Source organism: Ruegeria sp. YTSA144, assembly GCF_059610125.1.
The window spans coordinates 299,958-319,230 of record NZ_JBXWNA010000002.1 but is presented as its reverse complement, the minus strand read 5'-3'; the positions used below and the strand labels follow the sequence as shown (position 1 = coordinate 319,230).

Below are 19,273 nucleotides of genomic sequence, written 5' to 3'. Positions count from 1 at the left end.
CAGCACGGATCTTGGCCCAGGCAAGGTTGGTTTCCGCTATTTCAAACTGTGCCCGCGAAAACAAAATATCATCCTGTTTCGCTTTCAACCCGCTTTTCAGTGCCTCCAGAACAGAACAAGCCCGTCCGCAATTGCAGCGATTACCAAAGCCACGGCCTTAGTTTTGAGTGGCTTCTTTCTCACATCCCCTTTTTTCTGCAATCCACGAAAATTACATCACATGCATATGCATTCGAACTGCCAGATTGCCCAGCACCCAGACCGTTCCAAGGATCATGATCAACAGAACCATGGTGGAAAACAGAACCAGATGCAGGTCTTCGCGGCTGCTGCGCCGGCGATCGATGTGCAGGAAATAAACGAGTTGCAGAACAAGTTGGGCCAGACCCAGCAATCCAATGGTCAGGTAGACACCGGGGGTTTCGATCCCAAACAGGTAGGCCGCGCCGAACATTGCCAGCGTCAGCAATAGCGAGCCACCGTATCCGATCACATAGCGCCGACGCTCGCGACGGTGCATTTCAGAGCGCTTATCCATAGGTCAGACCTCCGAAATAAACGATGGTGATGATCCCGATCCAGATCAGGTCGAGAAAATGCCAGAATAGTGCCAACCGCACTACGCGTGAGATAATGACGTCCGTCATCCCTTTCATGCGCAGTTGGATTCCCAGAACGATCAGCCACAAGCATCCTGCGGCGACGTGCAGACCATGCAGAGGAACGAGTCCGAAGAAGGCCGACAAGAAACCGCTGCGCTGCGGAATGCCACCTTGTTCCGCCATGGCCATGAAATCACGCACCTCAAGCACAAGGAAACTGATCCCCAGTAAAAGCGTGACGCCAAACCACAAGACAATCCGAGCGCGCGGCAGATTGTATTTCAGCGCCAGCATGGCAAGGCCAACCGTCAGGCTGCTTGTCAACAGGATGAGCGTCTGCGCAAAGATGCTTTTGAGATCAAACAGCTCGTGCGGGCCGGGACCACCGGCCTGCGCATCGATCATCGTGATATAGATCGCAAACATCAGGCCGAAATAGACCAGGTCACTCATCAAAAAGACCCAGAACCCGAAGGTGACGACCTCGGTCGCCTTATGAGCACTCGCGTGGCGTTCCCCCAGATTGATACCTGGATAGCTGTGGGTGGGCGCGCGCTTCATGTCACCGCCTCCAGATCGGGGCGGGCGAGGCCGCGATTTTCCGGAGACGTTTCAAAATCGCGATCCACCGCCTTTTCGCCGTGAACCCGTGCAAGCCAGGCTTCGTGATCCTTGCGCACTTCTTCCGCTGGTATGGTCAGCTCGGTGCTGTCATCGAACGTCCAGACGATCACCGCCAGGATCATCAGAACCGTCATCAATGCAGCCAACCACCAGATCCACCAGACCAGCGCAAACATCCAGATACCGCTCAGAACACACAGGACAAAGCCAATGCCTGTATTGCGCGGCAATTCGATATCTTCATAGGCGTCAGGCGTTGGGTAGGCTGCACCCTTGTCCTTTGCTGCCGCAAAATCATCCCGATCCGTAACGGTTGGGATGATCGCAAAGTTGTATGGCGGCGGCGGCGACGGGATTGACCATTCCAACGTCCGCCCATCCCATGGATCCCCAACGGGAACGCGGGTCTTTTCGCGGTCGCGGATGCTGACCCAAAGCTGGATCAGAACCGAGAACAACGCGCAGGTAATCACCAGCGCCCCAATGATCGCCACCATCATGAAAGGATGGAAGGATGGGTCATCGTAACTGAAAGAACGACGCGGCATCCCCATCAGCCCAACGAAATAGAGCGGCATGAAGGTCAGCAAAAACCCTATGGTCCAGAGGGCAACCGTGACGCGGCCCCAGACCTCGTTCAGGCGAAAGCCGAACGCCTTGGGGAACCAGTAGTTATAGGCGGCCAAAAGACCAAACAGCACCCCCGGCAACAATACGTTATGGAAGTGGGCCACCAGGAACAGCGTATTGTGTACCTGATAGTCCACGGTCGGATTGGCCAGGATCACCCCGCTCAGGCCACCAATCACGAACAACATCAAAAACGCCAAGCCATACAACATCGGCACCGAGAACCGGATGCGACCCCGCCACAGAGTCGCCATCCAGTCATAGACTTTTACACCGGTGGGAATGGCGATCAGCATCGTTGCGATACCAAATATAGCGTTGATCAGGGCGCTCTGCCCCATGGTGAAGAAATGGTGCAGCCATACCGTAAACGACAGAACCGCGATGGACATCGTGGCGATGACAAGCGAGTTGTAGCCGTAGAGCCGCTTGGCCGAAAAGGTCGCAAAAACCTCAGAGTAGATGCCGTAGGCAGGTAGAACCAGCAGGTAAACCTCGGGGTGGCCGAACAGCCAGAAAAGATTGGCATAGTTCATCATGTTGCCGCCGAGGTCATTGGTGAAAAAGTGGAAGTCCAAATAGCGGTCCGCCGCCAGCAACAGCGCCGCGACGCCCAACGGCGGCATGGCAAAGACGATCAGGATCGAACTGCATATGATGGTCCAGCAATACATCGGCAGCCGCATGAAGGTCATGCCCGGCGCGCGCATCTTGTAGATCGTGACGGCAAAGTTAATCCCGGTGAGCGTTGTGCCGACACCCGAAACAACGATCGCCCAGATCCAGTAGTCAGGCCCAACGCCCGGATTGAAGGCGGCCCCGGTATACGGCGGGTAGGCCGTCCAGCCGCCGGTCGAGAACCGCCCCACCACCAGCGAAACCATAAGCATCATGCCGGAGGACACCGTCAGGCCCAGACTGATCTGGTTCAACCGAGGAAACGCCACATCCCGCGCCCCGATCATCAGCGGAACGACATAGTTCGCGATACCAAAGACAAAGGGCACCGCGACAAAGAAAATCATGATCGTGCCATGGGTGCTGAACAACTCGGCGAAATGTTCGGCTTCCAGGAACCCGTCGCCCGGGCCCGCGGCCTGCTGCGCACGCATGACAACGCCTTCCAACACGCCGCGCGCCAGCATGACGATGGCAAAGACGACATACATGATCCCTATCTTCTTGTGATCAACGCTGGTCAGCCAATCGCGCCAAAGGGGCGTCCACAACCGAAACCAGCTAAGCAGGCTGACCACGACGACAACGCCAACCAAAACGATTGCGGCAGCGGCGTTGGCAACGATCTCATTTGCGTTCGGGTTCTGGATCAACCCTGTGATCGGAAGCGCATCCCAGTCGAGGCGGCCAAGGAACCCTGAATAGGACGGCGTCATTGCTGCCCCTCCTGCCCGAAGGATGCCGTTCCCGGCTGTTGATCCACCGGCAGCGCTTTGCCTTTGTGATAGCGGTGCAGGATCCTTTGAAACAAATCTTGTTCCATCGTGAAGTACAGCGCGTCCTTTGGCATCTTGTCAGTGCCCAGTGCCGCCTGCACCTCATCCCTGTCCGTCCGCATCGCAAGCGTCTGATAAGTTGCAGGGTTCAGTTGGATACCATTGTCACGAACTTTTTGCGCCCATGCTTCGAACTCATCATTGTGCATCGCTACGGTGCGAAATTTCTGTTTGGTAAAGCCGCGCCCGTTGTACTGCGTGTTCTCGCCTTGCATGACTTCGGGCGCGTCCGCGACCAGATGCAGTTGGGTGGTCATGCCCGGCATTGCGTATATCTGGCCGGCCAGCGCAGGGATCATGAAGGATTGCATGACGGTATCGGTGGTCAGCGTCACGGCCACTTGCCTTTTGGTGGGAATGCCGAACTCGCCCACACTGGCAATACCAAGATCGGGATAGATGAACAGCCACTTCCAATCCAGTCCGACAACCTGCACACGCAAGGCCGGGTCTTCGCCAAAGGTCGACGCGTAAGGATCAAGCCGATGGGTGGCCTTCCAAAGGTAGAACGACAGGAGCGCCACGATCACAACGGGCACACCCCACATGAGGAATTCCAGTTTCGCGGAAAAATCCCAATCCGGTCGGTAAGCTGCGTGACTGGTCCTTCGGCGGCGATAACGAAACGCGATCAACGGCACCAGTATCAGCACAGGGATAACAGCCACCATGATCACAGCGGTCGCCCGCAGCAGATGCGTATTCTGGATGGCGGCAATGGGTCCTTGCGGGTCCATGAAACTGTCGCTGGCGGAAACCATTTGCGACATCGACACCGACAGGATCACGGCCACCATGAGCAGAGGGATTGGGTTGGGCATATTGACTCGTGCCATAACAGACTGCCCTTTCCTCAAACAATTTCCATTCGACTATCGGCAAGTGTGTGAATTTTCTCAAGAGTTTTTCCAAACCGCAAATTGTCCAGGTCAGGCCCCAACTCAATTTCGGGTGTAACGGGTCCGGGGATGCGCGATATCTTCCCGTTGACTTGCATTCCCAGCCGGGACAGACAAAACAATGATGCGTATTCTGTTTTTCTCTTTAGGGTTAATCCTCCTCTCTCAACCCACGCTGGCACAGGATCGTGCGGCGATTGAACGCCAGTTTCAATCGTGGTTGCAGGAAACGATTTGGCCCCGGGCAAGGGCCAAGGGTGTGACACGCGAGACAATGCAAGCAGCCCTCTCCGGCGTGACCCTTGCGTGGAACTTGCCGGATCTGGTGCCGCCGGGAAGCGCACGCAAAACTCCCAAGGTCCAGAAGCAGGCCGAGTTTGGCTCACCCGGTCGCTATTTCAATCCGGGGTCGGTGCAAGGCGCAACATCGGAAGGCCGTAAAATGGCAAGGCGCCATGCCGCAACCCTGGCGGCGGTCGAAGCCGAAACCGGCGTTCCAGCCCGCATTATTCTGGCGATCTGGGGAAGAGAGAGCGGATACGGACAAGTTCCAATCCGTCATGATGCTTTCAGGGTACTGTCGACCAAGGCCTTCATGAGCACCCGTGCAGACTATTTCACAACCGAACTTGTTGCCGCCCTGCAAATCGCACAAGCAGGGCACCAGCCCGCGCGACAAATGAAAAGCAGTTGGGCTGGCGCTTTGGGCCAGCCTCAGTTCATGCCGTCCAGCTACTTGTCGTATGCTGCTGACGGCAACGGCGACGGGGCGGCTGATATTTGGGGGTCACCCGAAGATACGATTGCTTCAATCGGAAACTACCTCAAGAAACATGGCTGGGTCACTGCACGGGACTGGGGATTCGAGGTTTTCGTACCCAAAAACGTCTCGTGCGCTTTGGAAGGCCCAGATCAGGGACGGCCTATCCAGGACTGGGTTGAGATGGGGATACGTCGCGTCTCGGGCAAACCCTTTCCGGCCCATGAGCTGCGTGGTGACGGGTATTTGATGATGCCCGCAGGACGACATGGTCCGGCTTTTCTTGTTACGCCAAACTTCTACGTTCTAAAGGAATACAACAAAAGCGACCTGTATGCCTTGTTTGTCGGCCATGTTGGCGACCGCATTCAATACGGTATCGGCGATTTCAGCGGCACTTGGGGAAAGGTCGGCGGGCTGTACAGATCCGATATCGCCAAGATGCAGCAGGCGCTGGAACAAAAAGGGCATGATGTCGGAGGGGTCGATGGGCTGCCAGGGTTCAAAACCCGTCGTTCGATAGGTCGGTGGCAAGAGACTCTGGGGATCGCACCGACCTGTTTTCCGGACGCGCCGATGAAAACAAGCCTGGCCCCGTGAGGCAAACCATGGTGCCCAGCCGACTCTGACACTCGGCCAGTTCATCGATCCATTGTGAAACAATCAGGCGTTCCCAGAACCTATCCCTGGAACCAGGCAACAATTGTTGCCCAATCGAAAACAGAATTAGAAAGGGAAAATCAAAAACACGGACGCGTTGAACAAGGCGGTCAGCCGCCCTTATGCGAAGCAAGATACTCTGTCCGTCTGCATCCTTTGACGCGGTATGTCCTTCAGGCCCCTTGCTTCCGAAAAGGAGGGTTATGGGCGGCTTTGGGCGGGTTGCGGTTTTCAGGTTGGGAAAACCACGCAAAAATAACATGATACGCGGCGCGGCAACACAGTCGGGTCGGTTCGGGGAACGCCATGATCTGCAAAACACGCCGTGGGGAACAGGCCTATGAATTATTCGTGACGGACCGAAGCGATTTATCCCGCTCTTCACCGTGCAGTCAGCCAATGATCCAAGCACATGGTACACAAACATTGTATGGATACCGCATCAGACCGGGCTTTTGACTCCTCCCTGGCAAGGTGGCACGATTTGACTGATAGCAGCCTGATCCATCAGGCATCATTGATTGACAGGGTATTGCGGCCTATGAGGACATTCCGGACATATCCTGCTCTGCTGGCAAAACTTGATAATTGAGAGGCACCATGACACGCAAAGTTACCAAAGCGGTTTTTCCAGTAGCGGGCATGGGAACGCGTTTTTTGCCAGCGACCAAATCCGTTCCAAAAGAAATCATGACGCTGGTGGATCGTCCATTGGTGCAATACGCCATTGACGAAGCCCGTGCAGCCGGGATCAAGGAGTTCATTTTCGTAACGTCACGCGGAAAATCCGCGCTGGAAGATTATTTCGACCACAACCTGGTTCTGGAGCAGGAGCTGAAAGCCAAAGGCAAGAACAAGCTTCTGGAAGTGCTGAACAAAACGAATATGGAAAGCGGCGCGATCGCTTATATCCGCCAGCATAAAGCTCTGGGGCTTGGACACGCGGTCTGGTGTGCCCGTCGGCTGATCGGTGATGAACCATTTGCCGTCATGCTGCCTGACGACGTCATCGCCGCCGACAAACCCTGTCTGCAACAGATGATCGAGGCTTACGAAGACACCGGTGGCAACATGGTCGCGGCGATGGAAGTTCCGAAGGAGAAGACAAGTTCTTACGGCGTGCTCGATGTTGGCGACAATATCGGGTCTGTCGTCCCCACCAGAGGCATGGTTGAAAAGCCTGACCCATCGGAAGCACCGTCCAATCTGGCGGTCATCGGCCGGTATGTGCTTCGGCCTTCCGTTTTCGACAACCTCAACGCAAAAAAAACCGGAAGCGGCGGCGAAATCCAGCTGACCGACGCCATCGCCCAGGACATTGCCGCCGGAGTGCCGGCCTTCGGTTACAAATTCGACGGTCAGCGTTTTGATTGCGGTTCAAAATCAGGCTTTCTGCAAGCCACCGTTGCCTTTGCTCTTGCCCGCGAAGACCTGCGCGATGATCTGAGCCAATATCTGAATGACATTGTCGCCACGGGGAAAGCCGCTCAGTAGCCACAGATTGTTTTACTTGTCTAAAAACATGGCAATACCGTCAGTCACCCGCAATTCGAAGGCACGTGCATGACCAATACAGTCTACCCCGTCATTCTTTGCGGTGGATCGGGAACACGTTTGTGGCCCCTGTCACGCAAAAGCTATCCCAAGCAATTCGTTCCTCTGGTCGGCGAAACAAGCCTGTTGCAGAATTGCGCGGAACGGATGCGCGGGCCATCTCAAGAGCCATATGCAAAGCCCCTGATTCTGACCAACGAGGCATTTCGCTTTATTGTCCCCGAACAATTGATGGCCGTCGGAATTGACCCCGGCCCAGTTCTGATCGAGCCCGAAGGTCGAAACACCGCCCCCGCCGTTCTTGCCGCAGCCTTGTATCTGGCGGCACGAGATCCGGATGGCATCATGCTGGTGGCGCCGTCTGATCACGTGGTTCCGGACATGGACGCCTTTCATCAAGCCGTCGCCGAAGGCGTACGGGCAATAAATGAACGACGCGATCTGGTTACCTTTGGCATCACTCCGACACACCCGGAAACCGGTTACGGCTATCTCAAACTCCGCCATCCTCCGGAATCGACCCATAAGGTTGTCCCATTGGATCGTTTTGTGGAAAAACCTGACCGGAAAACGGCCGAGGCGATGCTGTCGGATGGCAGCTATCTTTGGAACTCGGGCATCTTCCTGTTTGCCGTTCGCGATATCCTGGCAGCTTTTGAACAGCATGCGAGCGAACTGATCCCGCCGGTTCAAAAGGCCGTTGCCGAGGCAAAAACGGATTTGGGCTTTCTTCGACTGGACCCGGCGGCATGGGCGGGCGTGGAAGATATTTCAATAGACTACGCCGTGATGGAAAAGGCCCTAAACCTGAGCGTGGTGCCTTATTCCGCTGGCTGGTCCGATGTCGGAAGCTGGACCGCGGTTCAAGAGCTGTCGAACCCCGATGATGACGGTGTGGCGACCAACGGAGAAGTAACGGCAATCGACTGCCGCAATGCACTGATACGGTCCGAGTCGCCGGCGCAGGAAGTCGTGGCAATGGGTCTTGAAAACGTAATCGCCATTGCGATGCCCGATGCGGTTCTGGTCGCGAGCATGGACAAGGCCCAGGACGTGAAACAGGCCGTTACGGCACTGAAGGCCAAAGGGGTGAAACAGGCAGAATCCCTGCCGGTGGATCATCGTCCGTGGGGCTGGTTCGAAAGCCTGGTGATCGGAGACAGGTTTCAGGTCAAGCGCATCCATGTTCATCCCGGCGCGTCGCTCAGCCTGCAATCCCACCATCATCGTTCCGAGCATTGGATCGTGGTTGAAGGCACGGCCAAGGTCACCATCGGTGATCAGGAGCGTTTGGTAACCGAAAACCAATCCGTCTATATCCCGCTGGGAGCGACACACCGAATGGAAAACCCCGGGAAAGTTCCCATGGTTTTGATCGAAGTTCAGACTGGCACCTATCTGGGTGAAGACGACATCATCCGATACGACGACATCTACGCCCGAGATTGATTCTCGGGCATTGCTCTGCACGAGAACACCCATCGGCGGGTTCTTCGCAGACACCAGAATCTTACCAAAACCTTCCCTGGGCGGTCGGCCCGGTCAGACAGGATTGACGCGCTTTGCGGCAGGGTAGCGCGCAACCGAAGCTTCGGACCGACGCCACAGGAGGACCCCCGTGTCACAACCATCCCCCCGATTGAACCTGCCTTTGCTGCAACCGGCACAGGCGCAAAAACACGTTACCCACAACGAAGCCCTGAGACGGCTCGATCTGGTCGTGCAACTCTCGGTACGGTCAACAGATTCCGGGACACCTCCTGTTGTTCCCGCGCAAGGCGAAGTTCATGCTCTTGGAGCCAACCCGACCGGGGACTGGGCAGGACATGCTGGTGAACTTGCCGTCTGGCTGGACAACGCCTGGCATTTCGTTACCCCCGACATTGGCTGGCGCGCCTGGGATGAAGCGGCCGGAGATCTGAAATTCTGGACAGGAACAGCCTGGGCCCCCCTGCCTGTCAGCACTCAGAACCTGGACGGAGTCGGGGTTGCGACCAATTCAGACAGTACGAACCGTCTGTCCGTTCGCAGCCCGGCGACCTTGCTGAGCCACGAAGGCGGCGGGCATCAGCTGAAGATCAACAAAGCCAGCGCCGGTGATACCGCGTCGCTGTTGTTCCAATCGAACTGGACGGGTCACGCCGAAATGGGACTGTCTGGCACTACCGGATTTTCCATCAAAGTGTCTCCCGACGGCGGCAACTGGACTGAAGTGATGACCTTTGATCCTGATGCCGGAACCGTGTCGGGGACAGCTGTTCAGGCCGACGCCAGCGATACCACTTCGGGCCGACTGATGCGCGCCGACTATGGATACGGCCCCGGAAACCTTCTTGGAACAGTGACGGAAAACGCTGGTGTTCCGACCGGCGCTGTCATTGAGCGCGGCAGCAACGCCAACGGAGATTATGTTCGGTTCGCTGACGGTACTCAGATCTGTACCGCCACGCTTGCACCCGTGGCATGCACGACTGCTGAGGGTGCTCTTTTCAAAAGCGGCCCAATAACCTGGGATTTTCCGGCTGACTTTTCGACGCCCCCGAACCTGAACGGCACTGGAGGCGTTGCAACCCGGTTTACCGGGTTTGATACGCCTTCGTCGTCGCAATCGACATTCATCGTCTTCTCGGCGATCTCGGATTCGGCAGCCCTGGCGCCATCCGTCACAGCCATTGGCCGCTGGTTCTGACAGGCAGGGCCGCCTGGATACCGGATCAGGCGGCCATTCCGACCGCAGATCGCTTGCAACCCGTTCCGCGCCATCCCCGCGTTACCGGGTACGCAGCCCTTCATCACGCCGGAAAAGCAGGATGGTTGCTGGAACGCCCGCTCACGGAACGCAGCAAACAACGCAAAAAAGGCAGGTACACACACCATACTTGCGCGATCTGCCCGTCTGACGTTTCGTGCCATGTAGAAACCGAAAACAATTTTCGTTTACAATCAATCAGAATCGGTAGGTCGCCCCGATCAACGGCCCGGACTGATGGAACTCGAAATCATTGCCGCCGATCTCATGGTCGAAGGCGATATAGCGATATCCGCCACGGATCACCCATCTGTCGTTGATGGCATAATCTGCCGTCAACAGAACCTGCCACGTTTCGCTGCCGTTGCGGAAGCCGCCATAGTCGATGAACCCGGTTCCTGTCCATTTTTCAGAGAATACGAAACGTGCTCTTGCGCCAATGACCGGATCGACCCAATCGTCGTCAACTGTAGTCGTACGCCCCGGTGCCGAGCTGGGCGTCAGCGTGAAATTTGTTTCGGTGCTGAACCATCTGAAACCACCGGCAATGTCCAGTTGAACAGCGGGGTCCTCATAGACCCGATAGGCCACGTACCCGCTGAGGAACTGAGTGGTGAATGATGTGTTGAGAGTGGATCCAGACGGACCGGAACCACTGTTGCTGAAGGATAGATTTGTATAATTGTAGTCAGCCAGCAGGCTCCAACGACCATTGGATGCCGCAAACGCGCCCATGAATGCGAAATCCAAGTTGCTCAGAGCGTCAGAAAAACTCAACGTGCCGTCCAATGTCCCCGACGGCGTTTCGATAGACGTTTCCGTTTCAGGCATGAAAAGATAAATCGTCGCTTCATGGGACCAATCGCTTTGCTGCGCGGAAGCGGTTGTTCCAGTCGCCATAACCAAGGCTAAACCGATCCCTTTAATCACATATTCTATATTCATTTCGTCCCTCCAGTATTTCAAATGTAATTCAGCTTTTTGGTGATCCAGAACAGGATTTCCGCCAACACACCGATTGCGCCCGCCTTGTCCGTGATCACCAGCGCAGAGCCAGAAGTCCCGAATGGGAAATCTTCGACATTGATCTGGTCCGGAACTTCGATCAGCACCGGATAACTGGACACGCCGGCCAAATCGCGCAGTGATGGAAGGCCCTCCCGCGAGTCAACAACGCCCTCTGCCGTTCCCACGGGCAGCGATACGACTGTCCCAGAAATCTCGCTGCCCGGCAAGGTTCGCAGAGCAAGGCGTATCTTGCTGCCGACGGCAACATTCATACGGCTTGATTGCGGTAGACTTGCGATCAGATGGCGGTCATCGGGGACAACAAAAGAGATCGCCCCCTGTGCAATGGACACTCGATTTCCGGGACGTAGAGAAACGGCTGTGACAAAGCCGTCATCGGGCGCGCGCACGACTGTTTGCGCCAGGTGCCAAAGCGCCTGCGCCAAAGCCTGTTCATCTTCGCTCCATAATGGCTTCGATGAACCAGAAATCCTCCGTTGCTCAAACCCCTAAATTTGTCCGGTGGGCGCTGACGTCACACAGATCGACCGAATGCTCATCGTCTCCGATGAATTCTCTGGCCAGCCGCGTTTTGCGCAATTTCTTCAAGTATTCAGTGAACCGATGCGTAAGAGCACCTTTTTCAAAATTGGAATCAGTGGCGAGTAGGAGTTTGATGGTCTTCATAGCAGTTCCCTCATCTATCCAGTGAGAAAAACCGACCGACAACGTGCGAAGAAGAGTAGAATTGAGAAGCAGCCAACGGTCTGCCCTAACAGGGGCAGATCAGAGAAACCGTATGAGAAAGATATGCTGCGATGTCGTCATAGGATGAAACAGCCCTATTACCGGACGCACGTCAATACCTTCGTACTATTGATACTGACTGAGAAAGCGTCTGTTAAGAAAATGAAACGCTTTCCCGCCCCTATGATAACAAGGGGATTTTGATACTTGGGCGACAAAGACCTTGTCTTTGGGCGAAAAAATCGCTGATTTGGGTCTCAATTGCTTGGTGCATCAACAAGCCCCCACCCCGCGCCTCAGCCACATTTCGAGTGTCCGCAACTGCGGCAGGTCATGCAGCCCTCAATCATCACCATATCGTATTGGCCGCAAGACGGGCAGGCCTTGCCGCGTGGGGCATCCAGGTTGACCACCTGCGCCTGCGGGTCGGATTTCAGTCCCATCCCTTCCCCCTCAAGGAACCCGATCGCGATCATGTGCTGCTCGATCACGCCGCCGATGGCCGCCAGGATCGAGGGGATGTACTTGCCCTGCACCCAGGCCCCGCCGCGCGGGTCGAACACGGCCTTCAGTTCCTCGACCACGAAAGACACGTCGCCACCGCGTCGGAACACGGCCGAGATCATCCGGGTCAGGGCCAGCGTCCAGGCGTAATGCTCCATGTTCTTGGAGTTGATGAACACCTCGAACGGGCGACGGCGGCCACCGATGACGATGTCGTTGATGGTCAGATAGATCGCGTGCTCGCTGTCGGGCCATTTCAACTTGTAGGTCGACCCTTCCAGCGACTGCGGGCGATCCAGCGGTTCGGACATGTAGATCACGTCGCCGCCGTCCACCTCGTGCGGGGCATCCGCGCTTTCGCCCGGCACCTTGTCGTCGCTTTCCGAAACGGTCAGCACCGAACCCGTCACCTCGTTCGGCCGATAGGTGGTGCAGCCCTTGCAGCCCTGGTCCCAGGCCTGCATGTACACGTCCTTGAAATCGTCGAACGAGATATCCTCGGGGCAGTTGATGGTTTTCGAGATCGAGCTGTCGATCCACTTCTGCGCCGCTGCCTGCATCTTGACATGCTCGGCCGGGGTCAGCGTCTGGGCGTTCACGAAATAGTCGGGCAGTTCGACGTCGCCAAACTTGTCACGCCACATCTGAACGGCGTAATCCACCACCTCTTCCTCGGTGCGCGAGCCGTCTTTCTGCAACACCTTGCGGGTGTAGGCATAGGCAAAGACCGGCTCGATCCCCGACGACACGTTGCCCGCGTACAGAGAGATCGTCCCAGTGGGCGCGATCGAGGTCAGCAGCGCATTGCGGATCCCGTGCTCGCGGATGGCCTCGCGTACATCGTCATCCATCTGCTGCATCGTGCCGCTGGCCAGGTATTTCTCGGCATCGAACAGGGGAAACGCCCCTTTTTCCTTGGCCAAGTCGACCGACGCCAGATACGCGGCGCGGGCGATCGCGTGCAACCAGCGCTCGGTCTGACGCGCCGCCTCGTCGGACCCATAACGCAGGCCCAGCATCAGCAGCGCATCCGCCAATCCAGTCACACCCAATCCTATACGGCGTTTATCCTGCGCTTCAGCCTCTTGTTCGGCCAGTGGGAATTTTGACACATCAACGACATTGTCCATCATCCGGACAGCCGTGGCGACAAGTTCTTGAAGGGCCGCGTCATTCAAACGGGCGTTTGCCTCAAACGGTTCAGACACCAGCCGCGCCAGGTTGATTGAACCCAACAGGCAGGCCCCGTAAGGCGGCAACGGCTGTTCGCCACACGGGTTCGTGGCCGCGATGGTTTCAACGTAGCTGAGGTTGTTGGCCTGATTGATCCGGTCGATGAAGATCACGCCCGGCTCGGCATAGTCATAGGTGGCCTGCATGATCTTGTTCCACAGATCACGCGCCTGAACCGTGTGATAGACTTTGTCACCAAACACCAGTTCCCACGGTCCATCAGCCTTCACCGCCTCCATGAACGGATCGGTCACCAGAACCGACATGTTGAACATGCGCAGTCGGGCCGGGTCGGATTTGGCGGTGATGAACTGTTCGATATCCGGGTGGTCACAGCGCATGGTCGCCATCATCGCACCCCGGCGCGAACCGGCGGACATGATAGTGCGGCACATGGCGTCCCATACATCCATGAAGCTCAGCGGCCCCGAGGCATCCGCCGCGACGCCTTTCACGTCAGCGCCACGCGGGCGGATGGTCGAGAAATCATAGCCGATCCCCCCGCCCTGCTGCATGGTCAGCGCGGCCTCTTTCAGCATGTCGAAAATTCCGCCCATGCTGTCAGGGATCGTTCCCATGACAAAACAGTTGAACAGGGTCACCTGACGCGCGGTGCCGGCACCTGCTGTGATGCGCCCGGCAGGCAGGTATTTGAAATCCTCCAGCGCCTCATAGAATTTTTCTTCCCAGTGCCCCGGGTCGTTTTCCACCCGCGCCAGATCGCGGGCAATACGCCGCCAACTGTCTTCAACCGTTTGATCGATGGGTGTGCCATCCGCCTGTTTAAAGCGGTACTTCATATCCCAGATCTGCTCGGCGATGGGGGCGGCAAAGCGGCTCATTGGTGCTCCATTAGCGATAAACTTGATTGGAAGTGGCGGCGGGACTTGAACCCGCAACCTCCCCGCCGTAGTTATTGGATGTTCAGACCATTAACTAACTAGAGCACGGGGCGCTCAATCCGTTGAGCTTCGCCACACCGCCGATTCGTCGGCGGAGCCCTAGACTACAGCAGTAGCACCCCAGCCCACAACACCTTGATGACAACTGGAACCAAGCTACAATATAAAGATCATCCTCGGGACGACTCTGTGGGAAAGCTGTGGATAATTACGTAAACCTCATAAAACTCTCGGTCGGGTCGGAAAGCGTCGACTCGCTGATCGTCTGGCAGGACAGCTATCGCCAGCGGTTCGCAGATGGCCTTCCACGCCACGTCACCCGCATGTGGCCCAAACGCGCAGCCGAAATTCTGAACGGCGGATCGATCTACTGGGTCATCAAGGGCATAATCCAGTGTCGCCAGCGGATCCTGCGGCTGGATGAAGTGATCGGAGACGATGGTATCCGCCGCTGTGCCATTGTGCTGGACCCCAAGCTGCACCGCACCCAGAACGCCCTGAAACGCCCGTTTCAGGGATGGCGTTATCTCAAGCCAGAAGATACTCCTGCCGATTTGCCCAAAAACCGCGAGCAGGACGATGCCCTGCCCGACGATCTGAACCGCGCCCTGGCAGAAATAGGTGTGCTGTAGTTACCGCAGCCGATCCAGCAATTCGGACAGAACCTCTTTTTCCGTCGGATCATATTTTGCAACGCGACTGCGCCACAACGTGGCCTGCGATTGCAGGATCAGACCGTCCGACAGGATCTTCAGATGGTTCGCGCGCAGGGTCTCTCCGGTCGAGGTGATGTCGGCTATGGCTTCGGCGGTTTCATTCATCACCGTGCCTTCAGTCGCGCCCTGACTGTCGACCAGCGTATAATCGGCCACGCCCGCTTCGGTCAGGAATTCCCGAACCAGACGGTGGTACTTGGTGGCGATCCGCAACCGGTGGCCGTGGGTCTTGCGAAACGCAGCGGCTGCCGCGTCCAGGTCATCAAGCGTATCGACATCGACCCAACATGCCGGGATTGCGATGATCAGATCAGCTTTGCCGAAGCCAAGCTGCGAAACCTCTTCAACCTGCTGTTCCCAGCGCGGCAGTTTCTCGTGCACCAGATCGATCCCGGTGACGCCCAGATGAATCCGCCCCGCCGCCAGTTCACGCGGGATCTCCCCCGCCGACAGCAGGATCAGAGAGACACCGTCGATCCCTTCAACCTTGCCCGCATATTCCCGATCCGACCCGCTGCGTGACAAGGTGATGCCGCGTTTTTCGAACCACGAGAAGGTCTTTTCCATCAACCGGCCCTTCGAGGGCACACCCAGTTTCAGGCTCATACAGCGCCCTCCTCGATCTCGAGCATCAGGTCGGGGCGCAACACGCCACCAACAGCCGGGATTTCGTCCCCGTTGCCCAATTGGCGGGTCAGCGCGTCATAACGCCCACCCGTGGCGATCGGAGGCAGGTCAGGCCGACCTTCCGCGTAAAACCCAAATACGAAACCATCGTAATATTCCATCGATGTCCGGCCGTAGGCGGCCTCGAAATCCAACCGATCCACATCGACGCCACGCGCTTGCAGCGCAGCCACGCGCGCTTCCAACCGGTCCAGTGCGGGCGTGATCTGCGGCAGATCCACCGCCACGTCGCGCAGCTGTTCCAGCGCAAATGGCATGGTCTCGCGCACATTCAGCAACGTTTCCAGCCCGGCCAGCTCATTGTCGGAAATCGGCGGCGTATCGCGGTCTTCGCGCAGGGCTTCGATGCGCGCCGCGATTTCGGCCTTGCGGCGCTTGCCGATCATAGGGGCATCAAAGGCCATCGGGTCGGCTGCGTCCAGCAGCGCGGCGCGCCCTTCCGAGGGCGCCTTGCGACCTGCAAACCGATCCAGCAAGATACGGAATCGGCGCGGTCTCCACAGGTGTCGCATCAGCGCAGCCTTGCGACGGTCGGTCGTGCGCAGCCCCTCGACAGCAGCGGTGAGGATACCGATATCCCCGGTCGCCGCGCGCAGGGCCAACCCACGCAACTGGAGCGCCATCAGAGAAAACACCTCGGCATCGGCCCCGGCGGGGTCTTCCCGGTCAAAGACCTCATAGCCCACCTGGATGTATTCATTGGCGCGGTCGGGGTCGTGCTCCTGACGGCGGAACACCTCGCCGGAATAGGTATAGCGCGCCGGTTCGGCCCCGTCGCGCATATGCATCTGCACCACCGGCAGGGTGAAATCCGGGCGCAGCATCTGTTCTCCGCGCAGCGCGTCCGAGGTGACATAGGCCCGCGCGCGGATGTCCTCGCCGTAAAGGTCCAGCAGCGTCTCGGCCGATTGCAGCAGCGGCGGGTCGACGACCTGCGCCCCGGCGGCCTCGAAGCGCACGCGCATCATCGCGGCCCGGGCCTTGATCTGGGATCGGTTGGGCATGGCTCAGTCCTGACTGTCCAGAATCTCGCGCACCTTGGCGACCAGAGCGCTGCGCGGCACCTCGAACTGGCTGGGGCGTTCCTTCCATTCCTCAAGCGTGGCGCTTTCGGCAATCTTGGCCCCCAGGATCAGGTCCTTGATCTGCACGATACCTTTGGCCTTTTCGTCGCCGCCCTCGATCACTGCAATCGGAGAATTCCGCTTGTCCGCGTATTTTAGCTGATTGCCGAAATTCTTGGGATTGCCCAGATAGACCTCGGCCCGGATGCCCGCATTGCGCAGCTCGGCCACCATCGCCTGATAATCGGCCATGCGGTCGCGGTCCATGACGGTCACGACCACAGGACCCGTCGCCTGTGCGGTGACCCGGCCCTTTTCGCGCAGCGCTGCGAGCAGGCGATCAACGCCGATAGAGATGCCTGTCGCAGGCACTTCCTGCCCGGTGAAGCGCTTGACCAGGTCGTCATAGCGCCCGCCGCCCGAGACCGAGCCGAACTGCCGCTTGCGGCCTTTCTCGTCAAAGATCTCAAAGGTCAGTTCGGCCTCATAGACCGGCCCGGTATAATAACCCAGACCGCGCACGACGGAAGGGTCGATCTGGATGCGATTGGCGCCATAGCCGCCCGCGGCCAGCAAATCGCCGATCTGCTCCAGTTCCGAGATGCCTTCGGCGCCGATCTTGCTGTCACCCACGGCCGCGCGCAGGTTGGCCAGCGTTCCGGCGGCGTCATCGGCCTTGGAGGTCAGGAAGGCGATCACCGGCTCGGCCTGATCGTCGGACAGGCCCACCCCGTCGATGAACGCGCCCGAGGCGTCCAGCCGGCCCTTGGTCAGCAACTCGCGCACGCCCTGCTCGCCCACTTTGTCGAACTTGTCGATGGTGCGCAGAACGTCATCGCGCGCCGCGGATTCCGCGCCCAAGCCCATGGCCTCGAGAACGCCGTTCAGAACCTTGCGGTTGTTGACCCGCACCAGATAGTCACCGCGCGGAATGCCCACGGTTTCCAGCGTATCCGACAGCATGGCGCAGATTTCGGCATCGGCGGCCATGCTGGCCGTCCCCACCGTATCCGCATCACACTGATAGAATTGGCGATACCGCCCCGGCCCCGGCTTTTCGTTGCGCCAGACCGGACCCATCGCATAACGGCGATAGGGCGTGGGCAGATCGTTGCGGTGCTGGGCATAGACCCGGGCCAGCGGCGCGGTCAGGTCATAGCGCAGCGCCATCCAGTCGCCATTGCCGCCCTCGTCAAACTCCTGCCAGGCGAATACGCCTTCGTTCGGGCGATCGACGTCAGGCAGGAACTTGCCCAGCGCCTCGACGGTCTCGACCGCACTGCTTTCCAACGCGTCGAACCCGTAACGATGATACACGCCCGCAATCGTCCGCAGCATCTCGGTGCGCTGCGTGACTTCCTCACCGAAATAGTCGCGGAACCCTTTCGGCGTGACGGCCTTGGGGCGGGGCTGTTTCTTGGGCTTGGCCATGTGGGGCGTCCTTGGGAGAGTCCTTGTTCCGCGCGCGGTCTATCCCAAGGTCCGCATCGGGGCAAGGCGCGCTTTCTCTGGCCTTGGGCCGACTGTGTCGCTATGACCAGCGCAAGACAGGAGTCACTTATGCAGCATCTGGAAGAAGAGATCGCCCATCTGACCCGTACCGTGGACGAGTTGAACACGGTCGTCACCAGACAGCAGACGGAAATCGACCGGCTGACCCAACGGGTTGAATTGCTGTTGCAGCGCGAAGCAGAACGGGCGCAGGAAGGATCCGGCGGCATAGTCCTTGGTGACGAACGGCCGCCTCACTACTGATACATTACAGCCCCAATGTCGATTTCACGGCATTGTCCACGACACCACCCAACAAGGCGTTTTCGTCCCCGGCACAGCCCTCTTTCAAAGCGGCCAAAAAAGTTTCGCGCAAAGCGGCCTTTTCCTCGTCCGAAGTCGCGTGGGCCTCGATATCGACCTGTCGGTTGTAAAGCGACAGGGCCGTCATCTTCCCGACCACGTCCAGAATGTACTCTTCGTTCCCGTCAGCCTCTTCGACGACAGAGGCGCAGGTGTGATACATCACCGGCAGCGCGTTCTGCATCATCTGTTCGGCTTCCTCGTCAGCAAAGGCCAATCCGGGGGCTGCGATCAGCAAGGCAGAGGCCGCTCGCTTCAGCGAATTCATACGCATCTTCCTTCTCCTCCACTCACTTGGAATTTGCGCCGATCAGCGCACCAGCCACTGCACCTGCGGCAGCACCCTTGCCGTCGCCGATCAGGGCACCGACACCTGCGCCGATCACAGCGCCTTTGATCGTGTTTTCCTTTTTCTTGTCATCCGCCAGCCCAGCTGAGGCCGAAACCAAGGCCAGCGATGCCGCTGCAACAAATACAATCTTTCTGAACTTGAGACCTGCTATTGCCATAACAACGCCCTCCCGTGGCATGACCTAATGACATCTCTGTCAGGTCAGCCTAGCGAG

Annotated in this window: 19 protein-coding genes; 6 read left to right on the top strand and 13 right to left on the bottom strand. The window is 57.9% G+C overall.

Annotation, left to right across the window (positions count from 1 at the left end; genetic code table 11):
- Positions 1-211 precede the first annotated feature (211 nt).
- From AC2FF8_RS08500 to AC2FF8_RS08485, 4 genes are read right to left on the bottom strand one after another with little or no spacing between them, the layout of a single operon-like run.
- On the bottom strand, positions 212-538 hold the full coding sequence (locus AC2FF8_RS08500) for a cytochrome o ubiquinol oxidase subunit IV (RefSeq protein WP_254440049.1): 327 nt from the start codon (positions 536-538) through the stop codon (positions 212-214).
- On the bottom strand, positions 531-1,163 hold the full coding sequence (locus AC2FF8_RS08495; RefSeq protein WP_170347099.1) for a cytochrome c oxidase subunit 3: 633 nt from the start codon (positions 1,161-1,163) through the stop codon (positions 531-533). Before AC2FF8_RS08495 ends, AC2FF8_RS08500 begins: the two co-directional genes overlap by 8 nt.
- Positions 1,160-3,250, bottom strand: a complete 2,091-nt coding sequence (locus AC2FF8_RS08490; RefSeq protein WP_496879436.1) for a cbb3-type cytochrome c oxidase subunit I — start codon at positions 3,248-3,250, stop codon at positions 1,160-1,162. The genes AC2FF8_RS08495 and AC2FF8_RS08490 overlap by 4 nt, the downstream gene beginning before the upstream one ends.
- Positions 3,247-4,206: a cytochrome ubiquinol oxidase subunit II gene (locus AC2FF8_RS08485; protein WP_496879435.1), complete on the bottom strand. Its 960-nt coding sequence runs from the start codon at positions 4,204-4,206 to the stop codon at positions 3,247-3,249. The genes AC2FF8_RS08490 and AC2FF8_RS08485 overlap by 4 nt, the downstream gene beginning before the upstream one ends.
- Positions 4,207-4,393: 187 nt before the next feature.
- Between AC2FF8_RS08485 and AC2FF8_RS08480 the strand changes: the two genes are divergently transcribed.
- The 4 genes from AC2FF8_RS08480 (at position 4,394) to AC2FF8_RS08465 (ending at position 9,932) form a co-directional block, all read left to right on the top strand.
- The gene (locus AC2FF8_RS08480) at positions 4,394-5,629 is read left to right on the top strand and encodes a lytic murein transglycosylase (RefSeq protein ID WP_496879471.1); all 1,236 of its coding nucleotides are present in this window, start codon (positions 4,394-4,396) and stop codon (positions 5,627-5,629) included.
- Between the two features lie 660 nt (positions 5,630-6,289).
- On the top strand, positions 6,290-7,183 hold the full coding sequence (gene galU, locus AC2FF8_RS08475) for a UTP--glucose-1-phosphate uridylyltransferase GalU (protein ID WP_170347094.1): 894 nt from the start codon (positions 6,290-6,292) through the stop codon (positions 7,181-7,183).
- A gap of 69 nt (positions 7,184-7,252) precedes the next feature.
- Positions 7,253-8,692, top strand: a complete 1,440-nt coding sequence (locus AC2FF8_RS08470; protein WP_496872692.1) for a mannose-1-phosphate guanylyltransferase/mannose-6-phosphate isomerase — start codon at positions 7,253-7,255, stop codon at positions 8,690-8,692.
- Between the two features lie 169 nt (positions 8,693-8,861).
- Positions 8,862-9,932: a DUF2793 domain-containing protein gene (locus AC2FF8_RS08465; protein ID WP_496879434.1), complete on the top strand. Its 1,071-nt coding sequence runs from the start codon at positions 8,862-8,864 to the stop codon at positions 9,930-9,932.
- Positions 9,933-10,190: 258 nt separating this feature from the next.
- Here AC2FF8_RS08465 and AC2FF8_RS08460 read toward each other — a convergent pair whose 3' ends face one another.
- The 4 genes from AC2FF8_RS08460 to AC2FF8_RS08445 all read right to left on the bottom strand — a co-directional run bounded on the left by AC2FF8_RS08460 (position 10,191) and on the right by AC2FF8_RS08445 (position 14,326).
- On the bottom strand, positions 10,191-10,937 hold the full coding sequence (locus AC2FF8_RS08460; RefSeq protein ID WP_257601260.1) for an outer membrane protein: 747 nt from the start codon (positions 10,935-10,937) through the stop codon (positions 10,191-10,193).
- Between the two features lie 17 nt (positions 10,938-10,954).
- The gene (locus tag AC2FF8_RS08455; protein WP_254440127.1) at positions 10,955-11,353 is read right to left on the bottom strand and encodes a hypothetical protein; all 399 of its coding nucleotides are present in this window, start codon (positions 11,351-11,353) and stop codon (positions 10,955-10,957) included.
- Between the two features lie 148 nt (positions 11,354-11,501).
- Positions 11,502-11,687, bottom strand: coding sequence for a hypothetical protein (locus AC2FF8_RS08450; protein ID WP_170347595.1), 186 nt, complete (start codon positions 11,685-11,687; stop codon positions 11,502-11,504).
- Between the two features lie 356 nt (positions 11,688-12,043).
- Entirely contained in the window at positions 12,044-14,326 is a 2,283-nt protein-coding gene (locus tag AC2FF8_RS08445; protein WP_496879433.1) for an adenosylcobalamin-dependent ribonucleoside-diphosphate reductase, read from the bottom strand.
- A gap of 260 nt (positions 14,327-14,586) precedes the next feature.
- Between AC2FF8_RS08445 and AC2FF8_RS08440 the strand changes: the two genes are divergently transcribed.
- Complete coding sequence (locus AC2FF8_RS08440) at positions 14,587-15,018, top strand: DUF1489 family protein (protein ID WP_496879432.1); 432 nt, start codon at positions 14,587-14,589, stop codon at positions 15,016-15,018.
- Here AC2FF8_RS08440 and hisG read toward each other — a convergent pair whose 3' ends face one another.
- From hisG to hisS, 3 genes are read right to left on the bottom strand one after another with little or no spacing between them, the layout of a single operon-like run.
- Positions 15,019-15,708, bottom strand: coding sequence for an ATP phosphoribosyltransferase (gene hisG, locus AC2FF8_RS08435; RefSeq protein WP_257601235.1), 690 nt, complete (start codon positions 15,706-15,708; stop codon positions 15,019-15,021). It lies immediately after the preceding gene.
- Complete coding sequence (locus AC2FF8_RS08430; RefSeq protein ID WP_496879431.1) at positions 15,705-16,793, bottom strand: ATP phosphoribosyltransferase regulatory subunit; 1,089 nt, start codon at positions 16,791-16,793, stop codon at positions 15,705-15,707. Before AC2FF8_RS08430 ends, hisG begins: the two co-directional genes overlap by 4 nt.
- Positions 16,794-16,796: 3 nt before the next feature.
- The gene (gene hisS / locus AC2FF8_RS08425) at positions 16,797-18,284 is read right to left on the bottom strand and encodes a histidine--tRNA ligase (RefSeq protein WP_496879430.1); all 1,488 of its coding nucleotides are present in this window, start codon (positions 18,282-18,284) and stop codon (positions 16,797-16,799) included.
- A gap of 129 nt (positions 18,285-18,413) precedes the next feature.
- On the opposite strand from hisS, the gene AC2FF8_RS08420 reads away from it, so the two are divergent.
- Complete coding sequence (locus AC2FF8_RS08420) at positions 18,414-18,608, top strand: SlyX family protein (protein ID WP_170346895.1); 195 nt, start codon at positions 18,414-18,416, stop codon at positions 18,606-18,608.
- Positions 18,609-18,612: 4 nt separating this feature from the next.
- Here AC2FF8_RS08420 and AC2FF8_RS08415 read toward each other — a convergent pair whose 3' ends face one another.
- Together AC2FF8_RS08415 and AC2FF8_RS08410 are read right to left on the bottom strand one after the other, a co-directional pair.
- The gene (locus AC2FF8_RS08415; RefSeq protein WP_254440087.1) at positions 18,613-18,981 is read right to left on the bottom strand and encodes a hypothetical protein; all 369 of its coding nucleotides are present in this window, start codon (positions 18,979-18,981) and stop codon (positions 18,613-18,615) included.
- A gap of 16 nt (positions 18,982-18,997) precedes the next feature.
- Positions 18,998-19,216, bottom strand: a complete 219-nt coding sequence (locus AC2FF8_RS08410; RefSeq protein WP_170346894.1) for a YMGG-like glycine zipper-containing protein — start codon at positions 19,214-19,216, stop codon at positions 18,998-19,000.
- Positions 19,217-19,273: the final 57 nt, after the last annotated feature.

Excerpts from the sequence above, each read along its gene's own strand:
- AC2FF8_RS08500 (WP_254440049.1), bottom strand. The coding sequence starts at position 538 with ATGGATAAGCGCTCTGAAATGCACCGTCGCGAGCGTCGGCGCTATGTG.
- AC2FF8_RS08460 (WP_257601260.1), bottom strand. The coding sequence starts at position 10,937 with ATGAATATAGAATATGTGATTAAAGGGATCGGTTTAGCCTTGGTTATG.
- AC2FF8_RS08495 (WP_170347099.1), bottom strand. The coding sequence starts at position 1,163 with ATGAAGCGCGCGCCCACCCACAGCTATCCAGGTATCAATCTGGGGGAA.
- AC2FF8_RS08415 (WP_254440087.1), bottom strand. The coding sequence starts at position 18,981 with ATGCGTATGAATTCGCTGAAGCGAGCGGCCTCTGCCTTGCTGATCGCA.
- hisS (WP_496879430.1), bottom strand. The coding sequence starts at position 18,284 with ATGGCCAAGCCCAAGAAACAGCCCCGCCCCAAGGCCGTCACGCCGAAA.
- AC2FF8_RS08420 (WP_170346895.1), top strand. The coding sequence starts at position 18,414 with ATGCAGCATCTGGAAGAAGAGATCGCCCATCTGACCCGTACCGTGGAC.
- AC2FF8_RS08490 (WP_496879436.1), bottom strand. The coding sequence starts at position 3,250 with ATGACGCCGTCCTATTCAGGGTTCCTTGGCCGCCTCGACTGGGATGCG.
- AC2FF8_RS08430 (WP_496879431.1), bottom strand. The coding sequence starts at position 16,793 with ATGCCCAACCGATCCCAGATCAAGGCCCGGGCCGCGATGATGCGCGTG.
- AC2FF8_RS08480 (WP_496879471.1), top strand. The coding sequence starts at position 4,394 with ATGCGTATTCTGTTTTTCTCTTTAGGGTTAATCCTCCTCTCTCAACCC.
- AC2FF8_RS08410 (WP_170346894.1), bottom strand. The coding sequence starts at position 19,216 with ATGGCAATAGCAGGTCTCAAGTTCAGAAAGATTGTATTTGTTGCAGCG.
- galU (WP_170347094.1), top strand. The coding sequence starts at position 6,290 with ATGACACGCAAAGTTACCAAAGCGGTTTTTCCAGTAGCGGGCATGGGA.
- hisG (WP_257601235.1), bottom strand. The coding sequence starts at position 15,708 with ATGAGCCTGAAACTGGGTGTGCCCTCGAAGGGCCGGTTGATGGAAAAG.
- AC2FF8_RS08445 (WP_496879433.1), bottom strand. The coding sequence starts at position 14,326 with ATGAGCCGCTTTGCCGCCCCCATCGCCGAGCAGATCTGGGATATGAAG.
- AC2FF8_RS08470 (WP_496872692.1), top strand. The coding sequence starts at position 7,253 with ATGACCAATACAGTCTACCCCGTCATTCTTTGCGGTGGATCGGGAACA.
- AC2FF8_RS08485 (WP_496879435.1), bottom strand. The coding sequence starts at position 4,206 with ATGGCACGAGTCAATATGCCCAACCCAATCCCTCTGCTCATGGTGGCC.
- AC2FF8_RS08450 (WP_170347595.1), bottom strand. The coding sequence starts at position 11,687 with ATGAAGACCATCAAACTCCTACTCGCCACTGATTCCAATTTTGAAAAA.